The organism is Glutamicibacter sp. MOO4 (assembly GCF_056934395.1).
Map to the genome: position 1 here is coordinate 496127 of NZ_CM167800.1, position 16283 is coordinate 512409.

Annotated in this window: 13 protein-coding genes; 5 read left to right on the plus strand and 8 right to left on the minus strand. The window is 55.1% G+C overall.

Annotation, left to right across the window (positions count from 1 at the left end):
* Positions 1–10 precede the first annotated feature (10 nt).
* A complete protein-coding gene (locus AC1Z3F_RS02305) occupies positions 11–685 on the plus strand; it encodes a response regulator (RefSeq protein ID WP_483566506.1) in 675 nt (224 codons plus the stop codon).
* Between the two features lie 138 nt (positions 686–823).
* Entirely contained in the window at positions 824–1249 is a 426-nt protein-coding gene (locus AC1Z3F_RS02310) for a hypothetical protein (protein WP_483566507.1), read from the plus strand.
* A gap of 115 nt (positions 1250–1364) precedes the next feature.
* Here the strand turns inward: AC1Z3F_RS02310 and AC1Z3F_RS02315 are convergent, their stop codons facing one another.
* From AC1Z3F_RS02315 to AC1Z3F_RS02330, 4 genes are all read right to left on the minus strand, one after another.
* Positions 1365–2225, minus strand: a complete 861-nt coding sequence (locus tag AC1Z3F_RS02315) for a prephenate dehydratase (protein ID WP_483566931.1) — start codon at positions 2223–2225, stop codon at positions 1365–1367.
* Between the two features lie 161 nt (positions 2226–2386).
* Positions 2387–3397 carry an NAD-dependent epimerase/dehydratase family protein gene (locus AC1Z3F_RS02320; RefSeq protein ID WP_483566508.1) on the minus strand — a complete coding sequence of 337 codons (1011 nt, stop codon included), beginning with the start codon at positions 3395–3397 and terminating at the stop codon, positions 2387–2389.
* Positions 3394–5982 carry an alpha/beta fold hydrolase gene (locus AC1Z3F_RS02325; RefSeq protein ID WP_483566509.1) on the minus strand — a complete coding sequence of 863 codons (2589 nt, stop codon included), beginning with the start codon at positions 5980–5982 and terminating at the stop codon, positions 3394–3396. The genes AC1Z3F_RS02320 and AC1Z3F_RS02325 overlap by 4 nt, the downstream gene beginning before the upstream one ends.
* Complete coding sequence (locus AC1Z3F_RS02330; protein WP_444613026.1) at positions 5979–7004, minus strand: 3-oxoacyl-ACP synthase III; 1026 nt, start codon at positions 7002–7004, stop codon at positions 5979–5981. Before AC1Z3F_RS02330 ends, AC1Z3F_RS02325 begins: the two co-directional genes overlap by 4 nt.
* A gap of 473 nt (positions 7005–7477) precedes the next feature.
* Here AC1Z3F_RS02330 and AC1Z3F_RS02335 point away from each other — a divergent pair, with 473 nt between their 5' ends.
* Both AC1Z3F_RS02335 and AC1Z3F_RS02340 read left to right on the plus strand, forming a co-directional pair.
* The gene (locus AC1Z3F_RS02335) at positions 7478–8320 is read left to right on the plus strand and encodes a PhzF family phenazine biosynthesis protein (RefSeq protein ID WP_483566510.1); all 843 of its coding nucleotides are present in this window, start codon (positions 7478–7480) and stop codon (positions 8318–8320) included.
* Positions 8321–8426: 106 nt separating this feature from the next.
* The gene (locus AC1Z3F_RS02340) at positions 8427–9461 is read left to right on the plus strand and encodes a LacI family DNA-binding transcriptional regulator (RefSeq protein ID WP_483566511.1); all 1035 of its coding nucleotides are present in this window, start codon (positions 8427–8429) and stop codon (positions 9459–9461) included.
* Between the two features lie 114 nt (positions 9462–9575).
* On the opposite strand, the gene AC1Z3F_RS02345 is transcribed toward AC1Z3F_RS02340, so the two are convergent.
* Entirely contained in the window at positions 9576–11207 is a 1632-nt protein-coding gene (locus tag AC1Z3F_RS02345; RefSeq protein WP_483566512.1) for a glycoside hydrolase family 32 protein, read from the minus strand.
* Between the two features lie 307 nt (positions 11208–11514).
* On the opposite strand from AC1Z3F_RS02345, the gene AC1Z3F_RS02350 reads away from it, so the two are divergent.
* Positions 11515–13092, plus strand: a complete 1578-nt coding sequence (locus AC1Z3F_RS02350; protein WP_483566513.1) for a glycoside hydrolase family 68 protein — start codon at positions 11515–11517, stop codon at positions 13090–13092.
* A gap of 124 nt (positions 13093–13216) precedes the next feature.
* On the opposite strand, the gene AC1Z3F_RS02355 is transcribed toward AC1Z3F_RS02350, so the two are convergent.
* The 3 genes from AC1Z3F_RS02355 to AC1Z3F_RS02365 form a co-directional block, all read right to left on the minus strand.
* The gene (locus AC1Z3F_RS02355) at positions 13217–13519 is read right to left on the minus strand and encodes a DUF1883 domain-containing protein (protein WP_131089961.1); all 303 of its coding nucleotides are present in this window, start codon (positions 13517–13519) and stop codon (positions 13217–13219) included.
* 110 nt (positions 13520–13629) lie between these two features.
* Positions 13630–14676 (minus strand): NAD(P)-dependent alcohol dehydrogenase, encoded by a 1047-nt coding sequence (locus AC1Z3F_RS02360; protein WP_483566514.1) that lies wholly within the window; start codon positions 14674–14676, stop codon positions 13630–13632.
* A gap of 244 nt (positions 14677–14920) precedes the next feature.
* Positions 14921–16171, minus strand: coding sequence for an MFS transporter (locus tag AC1Z3F_RS02365; RefSeq protein WP_483566515.1), 1251 nt, complete (start codon positions 16169–16171; stop codon positions 14921–14923).
* Between the last annotated feature and the right edge of the window lie 112 nt (positions 16172–16283).

Here is a 16283-nt window from a genome sequence, read left to right on the forward strand (position 1 = left end):
GACCTATCCAGTGATCAAAGTTCTGGTGATCGACGATGACTTTATGGTGGCAAGAGTGCACGCCGGATTTGTCAGCAAGGAGCCAGGGTTCACCGTTGCAGGGATAGCGCACACCGCCAAGGACGCCATCACGGCCACCCAAGAGCTGAACCCTGACTTGGCCATACTGGACATCCACCTGCCAGATATGAATGGTCTGGACCTATTACAACGGTTACGCAAAGTTCAACCGAACCTAGATATTTTGGTGATTAGCGCCGCCCGGGAAATGGATACGGTTCGCCGCGCACTACGAGGCGGTATCGTGCATTACCTGATGAAGCCCTTCTCGTGGGATGACCTACGCGAAAGGTTGGGGCACTATGCCAAGACGTACCAGCCATTGGATGAGGCTACCGATCAAGAACTGCAACAAGCCGATGTAAATCGCCTCTTCGGCCTTGGCGGGCAGACTCGGCGCCCACTGCCTAAGGGATGCAGTGCGGAAACTATGGTGCTGGTGGAAAATATCGTCAAGGACGCAACCGATCCCATTTCGGCCACAGAGACGGCAGAAAAACTTGGCACCTCGCGAGTAAGCGCTCGCCGGTATCTGGAGTACTTGGCTGAGGAAAGTCTGGTTCAAGTGAACCTACGATATGGGGGAGTTGGGCGTCCCGAACGCCGGTATTCTTGGCGAGACTAACGCCGCGGGGTGCGCTTCACTGCCGAGAACGCTGGGAAAGGCGTCCACGAAGTTACATCAGGATGAACCTGGTGGAAGCAATTGAAAAGCGGTAATTTTCTCTGTTGCTTACTACGAATCGTTCGATAATCTGCTGGCATGGACGGCAACGGGTTGTACATCTTTTCAGAAACCATCCCCAACTGGATCATGGCGTTCAGTGCAATGGCGGCTGTCGTGGTGTTTTGGTGGCGAAAGCAAGACCAGCGAGAACAGGCCGAGCAACGCGAAGAAGAAGTTCTCAGTGGCGTCAATGCAGTCTGGGTCAAAGCGGATGTAGGAGAAGCGGCTGAGTCAAAATGGGGTGTCATGGTCACTAATGATCTGCGCATCCCGGTGACGAACGTTCGGATTGAATGCAGTGGCAATAAGCACGCCGATGTATTGAACCATCCAAATGTTCAGCGCGGACAGCACTTTTTTGAGTCTTTGTCGCACATTGATCGTGGCAGATCATGGGCGCTACCCACCACAAACTTTAAGAACCCAGACCCCCATCACCAGCTCGCAAAAGTACGACACTAAAAATCTCAGCTTTTCCTACCGTGGCAAGACGTATCAGAAGGCAATTACCGAATGTTCGCCACCATGAACTGGACAGCTCAACGAAACTGAGATGACGTTACCGTCGTTGGTCAGACTAAACGAAGGCCGCTGAAACGGTGCTGCGGTGCTCGCTGGCAGCGTAGGTCCCGAGTACCTTGATTTCCCAGGTGAAGAATTCTAGTTCTTCCAAAGCCAAGCGCACCGGTAGGTCCTCTGGGTGCCCTTCAACATCAATCATGAAGGTTGTGGCAGCGAAGGAAGAGCCAACCATGTAGCTTTCCAAACGCGTGATGTTCACGCCGTTGGTAGCGAAGCCACCCAACGCCTTGTACAGCGCGCTAGGAACGTTGCGGACCTTGAAGACCAAAGTGGTCACCGTTGATTCGGGAAGCTCAGAGCGCACGGGTAAAGGCTGTTCGCGCGCCAAAACCACGAAGCGTGTGGTGTTTGTGGGGTCATCCTCAACACCTGATGCCAGCACCTCAAGCCCATAGAGCTCGGCGGCCATTGGGGGAGCCAAAGATAGTTTTGTTGGATCGTTCCATTCGCTTACCTCGCGTGCAGATCCTGCGGTATCTCCGGCAATAACCGACGTTAGCTTGTGCTCGCGAATGATCTTTCGGCACTGTCCCAACGCGTGAATGTGGCTATGCACTTCCCTGGCGTCTTGAACTGACGCTCCGGGCAGACCCAGCAGGTCAAAACGGATCCGAAGATAATGTTCACCGACAATTTGTAGGTCGGACTCTGGCAATAGAACATGGATGTCAGCAACGCGACCAGCCAACGAATTTTCGATGGGAATCATCGCAAGATCAGCTTCCCCATTTTCTACCATGGCGAAGGCGTCCTCGAAACTAGCGCATGGCACTGCCTGCATTTCGGGGAATTGTTCAGTGCAGGCCATATTTGAATTGGAGCCAGCTTCACCTTGGTAAGAAATCTTGTTGCCCATCATTTCAAGGTACAGCTCTTTGCCCGTTGCAATGATGTCCGTGCCAATTCATGACGTAGTACTCCCATGAGGTAACAGCAAACAGCTGCAAGCCCAGAATGCGTTGAAGCCCCGAAGCATTCTTATGCTTCGGGGCTTCAACATCTTGTCTGATGCGCGGTCTAGGACTGCGAGTAGTGTGCGGTCAGCTTGGCTATACCTTCATCAATGCTGACGGCCGGCTTCCAATCAAGGATTTGGTGAGTCTCGCGCTGATCAAACCAGTGAGCTGTAGAAAGTTGCTCGGCTAGGAAACGAGTCATCGGAGGCTCGTCGTGAACCAAATTGCGAGAACCAGCAGCTAACCAGAGCTTCTCAATGATTGAACCGGCCCCGCGAGCCAACCAGCCTGGCACATTGAGCTTGGGTGCTGGAGCGCCGCCGGCCTGACAGATGTCTGCGATGAGCTCACCGACCGGTCGCGGCTCCCCGTTGGTCACCACCAATGCTCGACCATGGGCGTGGTCCATGCGCTCTAAGCCGCGAACGATGGCTGCGGCCGCATTATCGATGTAGGTGGTGTCAATGAGCGCAGCTCCGTGATCTAGCAACGGTAGGCGACCGCCTTTGGCGCGTTCGATGACGCGTTCTACCAGCTGTGTATCGCCAGGTCCCCACACCACATGCGGACGGATGGCTGCCACACGGAAATCCGACGAGTCTTGCGCCAATGCGTTGAGCTCGGCCGCAGCCTTGGACCGGGCATAGTTACCGTGTGCAAGATCAGGATTGGCAGTACCAGCTGTTGCGCCAGCTAGGGAATCACCAAAGTGGGCCACAGAAGGTGAAGAGACAAAAACAAAATCTTTGATTCCGGCCTTTTGTGATGCCTGCAGCAGATTGTTGGTACCGGTGATGTTGGTATCAACAAATTCTTGCCAGTGTCCGGTGAAGGAGACCTTGGCTGCCAAGTGAATCACTGCATCCATGGACTCAACGGCCTGGGCCACCGCCACGGCGTCGGTTAAAGAACCGCGGACTTCATCCCCGGCATGACTCGAAGAGCTGCGCTGGAAGGTGCGCACATGGTGGCCCTTATCGCTGAGTAGCTGGGCTACGGCGCCACCGAGCAGACCGCTGGCTCCGGTGACCAGAACCCTACGCGGGGTCAATTGGTCAGTGCTATCGCTCATGGTGTGCGGATCCTTCCGCCAGCTAGCGTCGTGCTGGCCCATTGAGCCAACGCTGCGCGGTCAATCTTTGAATTATGGCGAATGTCGGTAGGCAAGGTTGGCAACACTAGTACGGCGGCCACCTCTGTACCGGTCTGTGCAACCGCGGCGCGAACCTTAGTGGCCAGAGCGTTCTCGGCAGGCCCAGGTTTACGGGACGCGGGGACGGTTTCCATGACTACCACTGCGGCTTGAGTTCCTGCTGGTCCAACACCTACCAGGGCGGCGCGTCCGGCGCCGACGACCGATTGCACTGCATGCTCGGCGGCGACCGGGGTGATAGCACCATTGGTGGTGCTCAACACATGACCCAGACGTCCTTCAACCCAGAGCAAACCGGCATCATCAAGATGCCCCACATCTCCGGTACGGTGCCAGCCATCGATGGAGCTGCTGGCCGCTTCCGTGATCCACAAACGGTCGTAGCGATCTTTGACGTGCGGTGCACGGACCAGAATTTCGCCGGTGACGTTGGGGGTGTACTGCGGCTCATCGCCCGCAATGCCGAGCGCGTCAATGGGGGCGATGGCTACCGTGGCGCCGGCAACCGCGGTGCCAACACACACGCCGTTTCCGTCCCCAGCGGCACGAATGCCTGCCAGATCAATATCGGTGACCGGTAGCGCTTCGGTCATGCCATACGGGGTATGAACCTTCGCGTTGGGTACCAACTCTTGAACCTTTGCCAACAGCGGCTCAGGAATAGGAGCACCAGCAGAGAGCATTAGGCCAACGCCTGCCAGTGTTTTGCGCTGTGCGGTGTTTAGCTCGGATTTGGTCTCTAGTACGTTGGCCAGGGCTGCCGGGGAGGCAAATACCGTGGTGGCGTTCACTGCGACGGCGGCATCAGCCAGAGCAGAAGCGGTCAGCGTTCTAGGCGCAGTCACATCCATATCGGGGGTGACTGAGGTGGCGCCGAGGGCAGGGCCAAGCAACGCGAATGGTGCAAAGCCAGCTACCAGTGCTGAACCGGCCTTCAAATCGTAGGTTTCACGCAGGGTGTCTCGCATGGCTGCAAGTTGGCGGTGCGTGTATACAACGCCCTTGGCGGGGCCGGTGGATCCGGAGGTGAAGAGCACTGCAGCATCAGCATCAGGATCAGCAGCGGTGAAGTTCGCCTGACTGGCCGATAGCTTGCTACCGGTTTCTAGTAGTTCATCTAGGGTGTGCGCGACACCCAAGAGCTTACGTTTGGTAGCAGGCAAGGAGTCGACGGCGATCTTGGTGCCAGGCCAGTTAAGCACTCGGGCACCGGTTAGCGCGCGGTCAATTCCTACCAGGAAGCTTGGGCCAGCGCCCTTGATGGCACGGCCAAGTCCCTTAGTTCCAAGTCCGGCATCGGCCACAACAATGACCGCGCCCAAACGCAGGCAGGCATAAATCAACGAGGTCAGCTCAATGCCTGGCGGAACCAGAAGATTGACGCGGTCTCCGGATTTCACACCGACCTGCTGCAATCCAGCAGCTAGCGCGTTAACACGTTCGCCCAGTTGGGACCACGACAAGGATTGTGGCGGGTGAATGTCCACCACTGCGGTGCTGTGGTCATCGGAACGCGAATCCAGCTCTGCAAGCATTGGCTGATAGGGCGTGGAGCTTTGTGCTCGTGCTGACTCGGCGACGTGCTGGTTTCCAGCAAGCCAAGAAAAAATCGGGGAAGCGATATCTCGGTCTTCGCCCACCAGGTGGCTTGCACCTTCAAAGCGGTGCACCTGAGCGTGGGGGAGTCGTCCTAAGAGATCACGAAGGTAGCGGTCAGAGAAGACCGGGTCTTTCGGGCCCCACAGCATCAGTGCTGGAACCGATAGTGAGCGCACAGCCTCAGAAATTTCATCCAGCGCCGGACGGCTTGGATGCGAGGGATCAAATGGAATGTCCGCCACAAAGTTTGCCACACCATCGCGCACATCTGCGCTGGTGTAAGGGGCCATAAAAGTCTTACGAACCTCAGGCGCCAAAGCTGGCTGTGCCAAGGAATGGGTGACCTGAAGGAAAGCACGCGTGGTTTTGGTTCCCCAGCCATGTACGGCAGGGTGGGTCGCCAGCTTCAGTGCTGACGGCAGTTCAAAACCAGCAGGGTGAATGGCGGTATTCGTCAAAACGACATTGGCCAGACGGTCCTGATGAGACACAGCCCAACCCAGAGAAATAATGCCGCCCCAGTCGTGGCCCACGGTGGTGACATTGTCACCTAAATCCATTGCCTCGGCCAGATCGCCCAGGTCATTAACGCGGTCTGCCAGTCGACGGAACTTGCCGGTGCGCTGCGAGAAGCCCATGTCTAGCTGGTCCACGGCAACTACACGCCAGGCCAACTGATTCTCAGAAACATGGTTGAGCAGGCTGCGCCATAGGTAAGACCACGTGGGATTGCCATGGACACATAAAAGCGTGCCTACTGGCGTGATGCCACGTTGAGCTAGTTCTTCCTGGTTGTCCAAGACATGCCACCGGTAGGTGGCGCCAGCGCCGTCCACCGGTGAGGTGGATGGAACATCGAGATATTTTGAGTAGATTTCCTTGACGCCGGGGAAAATCTCGGTCACCAGACAATCTCCATCATCGCGGTATTCAGTCCTGAACCAACACCCATGCACAGCACTCGATCGCCTGGCTTGAGCGTTTCAGCTTCCTGGGACAGAGTCATAGGCAAGGAAGCCGGTCCAACGTTGCCCCACTTGGAGAAGGTGATCGGCACACGATCCTTGACCAGGCCGACGGCCTTGATGATCGCGTTGGTGTAAGACTTTGAAACCTGGTGGGTGACGTAGCGGTCCATGGACTTCCACTCCCAGCCGGTGCGGTGAGCTTCATCCCACGCATCAACAACGAGCTCTAGGCCGTTATCGAGCAAGCCCTTGGTGTCGGTGTACATACCGTTGGGACCGCCAACACACAGCTCGTGGTGCTCGGTACCTGCACGGGAGACGCCACCAAGAATGCGGTGTGCATCTGGGTGGGCGTCGGCTGGGCCGATGACCGCTGCAGCGGCTCCTGAACCTAAGGTTAGGGTCGCGAATTCACGCATGTAGTCTTCGCGGGTGGATCCTTCAGCGTTCAGACGCTCGAAGGTGGTTTCCTGAGTTGCTTTGGCATCTTCGCCGGCAACGATCAGCGCGTACTTGATCTGACCGGAATCGATCATGTTCGCCGCAAGGCTCATGCCGTTAACAAAGCCGAGGCAAGCGTTGGCCACGTCGAAGTTCATTGCAGAGGATGGCAGGCCCAGTCCGTTGTGAATCTTGGAAGCAACCGATGGCTCCAGATTGCGACGGGTTACCGAAGTATTGATGAGCAGTCCGATTTCACCGGGCTCAATACCAGCTTCAGCCAAGGCTTTTTTGCCGGCGATAATTGCGGCGTCATCAAATTCGACGCCCTTGGACCACCAGCGTCGTTCTTTAACGCCAGAAACGCGTTCGAGCAGTTTCTTGGATAACCGCAAACGTTTCAAACTTGGAGCCAGCCGCTCATCAAATTCGGATGAGGTCACCACCTCGGGTGCGAGGACGCTGTTCACTGATAAGAGCGCAACGTTGTGGTGTTTAAAGGTGGCATTGCCGTTCAAAGTGTTGCCTTCGTTTCTGCTGGACTATCTGTGTGGTGCATGCTGCGATGAAACGCGATTACCAACGGGCAGGTGATGCCGAAGATAAGTTTGTACTCCTAGATTATTCCCTGCCAAGCCATTCGAAGAACTTGGAAGGCCAATTTCAGCCGAGGGCTGGAAACGGGAATAACGCAGACTCTCTTGATCCTACAGAGTTGTCCTATGAGAATCATGGAAAGATCGAAAGCTCACATTTAGATTTGGCCTGCGGGAGCGCCCCTTCGTTGGCGCAGTCCGTCCGCTTAGGCGCTATTTGGCTGTTCTTAATGGATAAGCCAGCGATGATTTTTAGCCATTTGGCGTCTCTTTCAGGGCTGGGAATCTTTGGACTCAGGCCAAAAGAGGTGAGGTCAGCTTCGTAAGAGGTCTTGTTTTGTAGCAATACAGAGCCAAGGGTTCTGTTCTAGTTATCTCCCCGTAGGATTTCAGTCATGACTTACCGTTTTAGCCAGGTGGATGTTTTCTCCGCTGATCCATGTTTAGGTAACCCAGTCGCAGTCATTTTGAATGCCGAGGGACTCGATGATGAACAGCTACGTCGCTTCTCTGTATGGACGAACCTTTCAGAATGCACTTTTGTACTTCCTGCAACGAGCCCTGAGGCCGATTACCGAGTCCGCATATTCAGCATGAACACCGAATTGCCGTTTGCTGGACACCCTACTCTTGGCACTGCGCGTGCGTGGCTGGAAGCCGGAGGCGTTCCAGCGACCGACGGAATGATCGTCCAAGAATGTGCAGCTGGATTGATTCCTATTCGAGTTGAAGACGAGATCTTGTCATTCGCAGCGCCATCGCTGCAACGTGGCGGCCCAGTGGAACCTGAATTAGTGGAACAACTTCGCGCGATTCTCGGTGTAGAGAAAGAAGAGGTCGTTGACACCCAGTGGATTGATAACGGCCCGGGCTGGGTCGGTGTGCTGCTCGATAGCGCGCAGTCGGTTCTTGCCTTGCGTCCCGATGCCTCGAAATTCCCCGGCCGGTGGGACATTGGTGTTATCGGTGCTCATCCTGAAAGATCTGAAAAGGCGTTTGAAGTGCGCGGTTTCTTTACCGAGGGGGAGGACCCGCTGCGTGAAGATCCAGTGACCGGAAGCCTCAATGCGTCAGCCGCCCAGTGGCTTATTAAAACTGGTCGTGCCACTGCTCCCTATGTTGCAGCGCAGGGAGGCGCGATGGGAAGAAATGGTGAAATCTTTATCACCAGTGTCGACGATCAGGTTTGGGTTGGCGGACGTGCCGAAGTAGTGCTCAGCGGCGTGGCAAAAATCTAGCTTAGGTAGTGCATGCCTTTTGGATCATTGACAATCAATTCCTCCTTGAACCAGACATCTTTGAGTTTGGTTTAAAGGGAAAAGAAATTGTGAATAGAATAAAGGCATGAATAATAAGCTCGGTTCCTCTGCCCGAGTAGGCATCAGGGACGTCGCCGCCGCTGCGGGAGTGTCGCTGACGACTGTTTCGCACGCTTTAAGCGGTGCAAGGGCAATCAAGCCCGAGACGCGCGAACGTGTATTGGAGATTGCTGAACAGCTAGGGTACTCACCTGATTTACGTGCGCGCGGAATGCGAAGTTCGCGGACTTTCACTATAGGTCTGCTCAGCGACACCATCGCCGTGACCCCGTATGCGGGCCGACTAATCAGCGGTGCACAAGACGCTGCCGCCGAACATCAAAGCGTAGTGCTGGCCATCGATTCAACCGGGGACGCGCAACGTGAACTCATGGGAATCCGAACTCTGATGGATCACCGCGTGGATGGTCTGGTCTACGCCAAGATGTGGCACCAGCAGATTCAAGTTCCGCAAGAACTTGCTGGGGCGCGGGTGGTAGTTGCCAACGCGACTGATGCCGATTCGAATTATTCATCCGTTGTACCTGATGAGCGTCAAATAGGGATCGACGCAACCAACCATCTGATTAGCTTTGGTCATCAACAGATCGGTTTTATCACCGTCTCGCTGAGCGTACCGGCAGCGATTGGGCGCGAGCAGGGGTATCGCAACGCGTTGAAAGATGCGGGTATTGCTGTTAATGAGTCGTGGATCTGTGCCGCCAGTAATGGAGCCAAAGGCGGACGTGAAGCTGGACGTGACTTACTGGATCGCGAAGACCGACCGACAGCTATCTTCTGCTTTAACGACGAGATGGCCATGGGCGTTTATCAGGCTGCAGCAGGTCTTGGTATCAGAATTCCCGAGGACCTATCGGTTATCGGAGTTGACGACCTTCAGCTTATTACCAAGGCACTGGTGCCAACTCTAAGTACTGTCGCCTTGCCGCACTACCAAATGGGGCATTGGGCAGTCTCTCAACTGTTTGCTGAGACAAAAGACAACCCAGAATCCAAAACCTCAAAGCAGTTACGTTGTGAGCTAGTGAGCAGGGAATCGGTAGCTGCGCCGGGGCGGTAATTATTTTCCGCCATCTTTGGCTTTGACGGTGTTGAAGATTCAGTGCAAATAACGGTGTGGTCTCCGCTTAGGAGGCCACACCGTTATTGGCTGAAGTGTACCCAGTTGCTTGGATTACTGTTCTGCGGTCTCGACAACTGCCATCGGCGCCAAACTGGCACCGCGCAAATCGGTGGTGCCACCCAAAGACTTCAAATTGAGTTCATGATTTCCAGGGGACAGGAACGCGGTTGAACTCAACGAGGCCTGTCCATCTTGGGCAAATACTTCAACCGAAGTTGTATCGACCAGTACATCTAAGCTGACCGCTCCGTTGTCGCTGGGAAGATGCTCGCTACGAATCTCGCGGTAAGCCTCGGGCATGGTGGAGGCTACCTTGTCTTTGTCGCGGTTGAGGAAGAGAGTTTGGTCTTTGAAGTTGTAGCCGACAGTCACGGTCGCACCATTGGCGTCCTTGATCTCAACTTGAGCCTCATCGCTTGGCGAAGTCTCATCTTGGGCAAGATCAACGTGGAGTCGGTAAGAATCCGTTTCAGCTTTGCCCACCGAAGCGCTGTGCCCCGTGGGCACATCTTGCGCTGTGGTTTGGGCTGGATCGCCGGCGAGCTTATCAACCGCTGCAATAGGCTCCGAGAATAAGGTCGATTTTCCTGAAACCTCACGCAACGAAAGCTGACGAACCGTGGACATAGATCCGCCGGACCAATCGCCCAATGGAAGATCTGAGGCGTAAGCCCAATTGTTCATCCAGCCCAGTGCGTAACGGTGGGCCAAAGGATCTTCTGCTTGAGGATCCTCCCACGACACTGCCGCGTAAAAGTCGGATCCGGCATCAAGCCATTGAGGTTCTTGTTCGGCAGGGGTAAAGGTCTTGCCATCAAAGTCACCGGACCAGTAGGTGTAGCCGGTGGTACGTCCAGAACTTTCCCCGTTGGCGCTGATGCCTAAGACCCACGTAGTGCGTTCGGGGTCACCGTCTACGGACATTTGGAAGAAATCTGGGCATTCGACTGTGCCAAGGTCTGGCGCTTCGAAACCAGACTGGTAGTTCCAGGACTTGAGATCTTTGGAGGTGTAGAAGCCGACTTTGCTTCCTTCGGCCAACAGCATGAGCCATTGATTGCGTTCTTTGTCCCAGACAATTTTCGGATCTCGCCATGCGTCGACGCCGGGATTGTCCATGACTGGGTTGCCCTCGTACGAGGTGAAAGAGTATCCGCCGTCGGTTGAGTAGAACAACGACTGACGTTGAACACCGTCTACTTGCTGGGTAACCAACGAGATGACTGCGTTTTTACCGAAACCTGCGGTGTTTTCTGTATCAACGACCGCACTGCCGGTCCAGATATCACCTAGACCGTTTTTGTATTTCTCAATGGCAACGCCTTCATCTTTCCAATGAACAAGGTCAGTGGAGGTGACGTGATACCACTCGGTACCGTTGCCGTCCGGGTAGTCAGCGTTATAGAGATAGTAGAAGTGCCACAGTCCGTCCAGGAAGAACGGGCGTTGCGGATCGTTCATCCAGTTTTGGCTCGGCGTGAGGTGATTGGCTGGGCGGAACTGCGACCAAGATTCTGGCCGTTGAAACTGTTCGGCTTCTTGAGCGTTGTTGTCGCTCTCAGTTTCTGGTGATTGTGGTGCAGGGCGTAGGAATTGCCAAGCCAGCAAAGCCACGAGGACCAGTGCACAGGCAGCTGCGGCAGCAATAAGAATCTTGGAGTTCTTGGTCTGTGGCTGAGTCATCGGTCTTTCCAGTAGGTCAATTCAAACGCCGGTAAAGGGCAGCAACGATGGGTGTCGTCGCAAAAGATTTGGGGAGAGATCGTGCGTCGCTACGAGTGACAGTTACCCACGCTAACGAAAAACCAAAACGTTTTGCAAAGAATGTGATGAAGCTTTCGTTAAGAATCCTAAAAAATGTGATCCTACTTCCAAAACGTTTTGAATCGATTGACAGGAGCTATGTGATTCCTTAGATTCGACTGTGGAGAGAGCGTGTGTCGCAGCCCGAGCGATTGTCCGATTCCGTATCGAACGAAGGCAAACAATCGTGAATAAGCAACGCACCAAACGCGGCATTCTTGCTGCTGTACTGAGCATTGGAGCGCTCGGTGCAACTTTGGTTTCGGCCCCAGCAGTGGCCGCAACCGAGCCGGTACCAGGTTTCCCTGCGCCAACTGAGCACACCCAAAAGGCTTACAGCCCAACCGATGATTTCACGTCGCGTTGGACCCGTGCAGATGCTAAGCAGCTGAAGGCAATGTCTGATCCAGACGCTGCTTCCCGCGAAAACTCGATGCCAACCGAGTACACCATGCCAACCGTTCCTCAGGATTTCCCTGACATGAGCAACGAAGAAGTATGGGTCTGGGATACCTGGCCACTGACTGACGCAGACGCTAACCAGTACAGCGTTGGCGGCCAGGAGATCATCTTCTCGCTAGTTGCTGACCGCGACTTGGGCTTCGATGAGCGTCACCAGTACGCGCGCATCGGCTACTTCTACCGTCCAGCTGGCGTCCCAGCTGACGAGCGTCCAAAAGACGGCGGCTGGACCTACGGCGGCGAGGTCTTTGACGAAGGCGTCACCGGCAAGATCTTCGAGGATAAGTCCTACAGCCACCAGACCCAGTGGTCTGGCTCGGCTCGTGTAGACAAGAACGGCGAAATCAAGCTGTTCTTCACCGACGTTGCCTTCTACCGCGATAAGGATGGCAAGGACATCAAGCCTTACGATCCACGTATCGCATTGAGCATCGGCCACGTTCACGCAAACAAAAAGGGCGTAAAGTTCACCGGTTTCGACAAGGTCACCGAACTGCTCCAGGCAGACGGTAAGTACTACCAGACCGCTGAGCAGAACTCCTTCTTCAACTTCCGTGACCCGTTCACCTTTGAAGATCCAGCACACCCAGGCGAGACCTTCATGGTCTTCGAGGGCAACACCGCGCAGAAGCGTGATGCAGCAAAGTGCGATGCTGATGACCTTGGCTACAACAAGGGCGAAACCAACGGTGAAACCGTTGCAGAGGTCAACAAGTCAGGTGCAACCTACCAGATCGGTAACGTTGGTTTGGCTCGTGCAAAGAACAAGGAACTCACCGAGTGGGAATTCCTGCCACCAATCTTGTCGGCTAACTGTGTTACCGACCAGACTGAGCGTCCACAGATTTACATGCAGGACGGCAAGTACTACCTGTTCACGATTAGCCACCGCTCCACCTTTGCTGCTGGCATCGATGGACCAGAAGGCGTTTACGGCTTCGTAGGTAACGGTATTCGTAGCGATTACCAGCCACTGAACCGCGGTTCAGGCTTGGCTTTGGGTAGCCCTTCAAACCTGAACTTTGCAGCAGGCAGTCCATTCGCTCCTGACTACAACCAGCACCCAGGCCAGTTCCAGGCATACTCGCACTACGTCATGCCTGGCGGACTGGTTCAGTCCTTCATCGACACCATTGGCACCAAGGACAACTTCGTCCGAGGTGGCACCTTGGGCCCAACTGTTAAGTTGGACATCAAGGGTGCGTCGGCAACAGTTGACTACAACTATGGCGACAATGGACTTGGCGGCTGGGCAGATATTCCTGCCAACCGCGAGCTGAAGAGCGGCAAGTTCGGCAAGTAATTCATCAACAACAACGGCCGGTTCAGCACCTAGGGTGCTGGGCCGGCTGTTGTCGTGTCTGATGCCTATATCCCACAACGGCTTCAGGCTGATCTTCACGGAATATGCATCCGAGATCTGTGCTTTAGGCTTTGCGCTCTTCGAGTTTCTGCGGCGGCTGAACAGTGACATCATGGCGTACCCCGCGCCCGGGTAAACCGTTGAGGTCAATGGCCAAATACCACGGACCCGAATGTGGAACCTTAATTCGAAAGGGTGCCCGGCGGGCAAGACCGCCATGAAAGTCGTACTTTTCGCCGTCTTGATAGGCCGCAAAATTCTCAGGGTCCATCAGTCGCACATTTGCTGGCCCGCTCAGTGTAATAACCAGAACACTGCGGCGTTCAAGGTAGTCCCACGAGTGTTCTGCAAAATTTGGTTCAGTCACGATGAAACTTTCCGAAGAAGAATTACTGGTTAAACAAACGGCTTAAACAAACGGCGCCCGAGCCACCAACTTATCAGTTGATGTTTCGGGCGCCGCGTGCGTTTGTGGCTTTAGGCCATGGTCGCGGTGTCAATCACGAAGCGGTAGCGAACGTCCGACTTGAGGACGCGCTCGTAAGCTTCGTTGATCTGATCGGCCGAGATAACTTCGATCTCTGCACCAATGCCGTGCTCACCACAGAAGTCCAGCATTTCCTGGGTCTCCTTGATGCCGCCAATTGCGGAGCCGGCGAACGAACGACGTCCACCGATCAAAGCAAAAGCGTTCACTGGAAGTGGCTCAGCAGGTGCACCAACGTTGACCATGGTTCCGTCAACACGTAGCAACTGAAGGTAGGAGCTGATGTCGATCGAAGCGCTGACCGTGTTGATGATCAAATCGAAGGTCTTCTCAAGCTCAGTGAAGGTGCTCTTGTCACTGGTGGCGCGGTAGTCGCTAGCGCCCAACTTGAGTCCATCTTCCTTCTTCTTCAAGGACTGGGACAGTACGGTCACGTCGGCACCCATGGCGCTGGCGATCTTTACTGCCATGTGGCCCAAGCCGCCCAAACCGACAACTGCAACCTTCTTGCCTGGGCCTGCGCCCCAGTGGTGAAGTGGCGAGAAGGTAGTGATACCGGCGCAAAGCAGGGGAGCGGCAACATCAAGCTCGATGGAATCTGGGATGCTCAGTACGAAGTCTTCGGTGACAACCACGTTGGTGGTGTAACCACCCTGGGTGATGGTGCCATCGCGGTCGGTAGCACCGTAGGTGCCAACCGAGCCCTCGGTGCAGAACTGCTCTTCGCCAGCAACACAGTATTCGCACTTGCCACAGGAGTTGACCATGCAGCCAACGCCAACGCGGTCGCCGACCTTGTGCTTGGTGACCCCGGAGCCGACCTCAGCTACGATGCCAGCGATTTCGTGGCCTGGAGCCAGTGGGTAGGACTGTGGTCCCCAATCACCCTTGACGGTGTGGATGTCCGAGTGGCAGATACCTGCAAACTTGATGTCAATCAGAACATCTTTTGGACCCACGGCCCGACGCTCAATCTGAAGTGGAACAAGTGCCTCAGTGGCCGATGGTGCAGCGTATGCGTTTGCCATAGTTGTCATAGGAGATTTTTCCTTTGTCTATCTGTTTACTTCTCATCGTGCACCGGTTCGGCGCACGGTGGTATTCAGTTACTGGCGGGTCCAGATTTTCACGCATGAGGGTAATCGAATCTTGAAAGATTCCCGTGCTCTGCTCACAGGCGCACATGGTGCACCCAGAAGCATCAACGATGCCGGATGCGTAAATAATCCCATCTCGCCGAGATTAGTGTTCTATTTTTAGCCAATGCACAGGAGCGGTGCACTAGCTGTGAGCGGGAACGAGCTTTTGATTATTAGCGTTGCGTCGGGCAATGACGGCCAGACTGATAACGGGGATGAGCGTCAGCATGGCGATGCTCGCTCCAACAACTACCGGACCGGTGGTTCCAAGCTCAGTTTCCAAGGCTTTGCCACCGAGCCACGAAGCGATTGTAGTTCCCACATTAAAGCCCGCGACGGTGAGCGAAGAGGCCAACGTTGGTGAACGATCCCCATACTTGATGGCCAAGGAGGCAAGGATCGGGTTGGCGCCCAAACCAAAAAATCCGAGCAGGGTGATCAACACAATCATGGGCAGTTGCAGGCCGGAGAACAGGCACACTGAAACAAGAATCAGTGTGGACATGGCCGGTGCAATGACTGTCATCACGTGTGGATGCGCGTCCCCTAAGCGGCCACCAATCAACGAACCGATCAGCGATCCCACACCAAAACCGATCAGCACCAAAGGTATGACCGATTCGCTGAAGCCGGTGCCGGTGATGAGCAACGGCGAAATATAGGAATAGGCCGAGAGCACGCCACCGGTGGTTGTGGCGCAGGCGGCCAAGGTCAGCCACAACCGCAGTGAACGCAGACCCGCCAGTTCACGAGGAATTGAGACCTGGGAATGTTTGGAAATATTGTGCGGAACAAAACGCGCTATCAGCGCCGCCGAGATGACCGCCAGGACAGCCAAGCCCCAGAATGATCCGCGCCAACCGAAGTACTGGGAAGCAAAGGCGCCCAAGGGAACACCGAGCACGGTAGCGAGCATGCCTCCGGCATTGATAATTCCCAGCGCCCTAGAGGCCATGCCCGGGCCAGCACTTTTAGCTGCAACGACTCCAGCGATGGACCAGAAAGCTCCGGTTGCCAGAGCGGTAACAAAACGAGCCACCATCAGCAGCGTGAAATCTGATCCCAACGCGACAACCACATGTCCAGCAGCAAAGACTGCCAAGGACAAGATCAAGGTTAAACGCTGTGGCAATCGCAGGGTCAGCAGTGCCATCAGTGGTGCACCAATGACCATGCCCGCTGCAAAGACGGTGATCAGTAGACCCGCTCGTCCCACGCTGACGTCAAGCTCGGCCGCCAACTGGGTCAAGATGCCGGCCACGATGAACTCGGTGGTGAGCATCGTAAAGGTACCTACCGCCAAGACATATACGACCAGCGGGATTGACCGGTTGGCCTTGCCCCTCGTCGTAGCATCAGATCGCACCGCTACGCGGCGATCGTCTACGTTCATCAACGTCCTATTCTATAAGAAGGAATCTTTCCATATCCATTACACCGTGACTGGAGCTATGCGAGAAAGGTTGCGTTTATAGGGGTACTGGTTGTACCCCCGAAAAACTTCA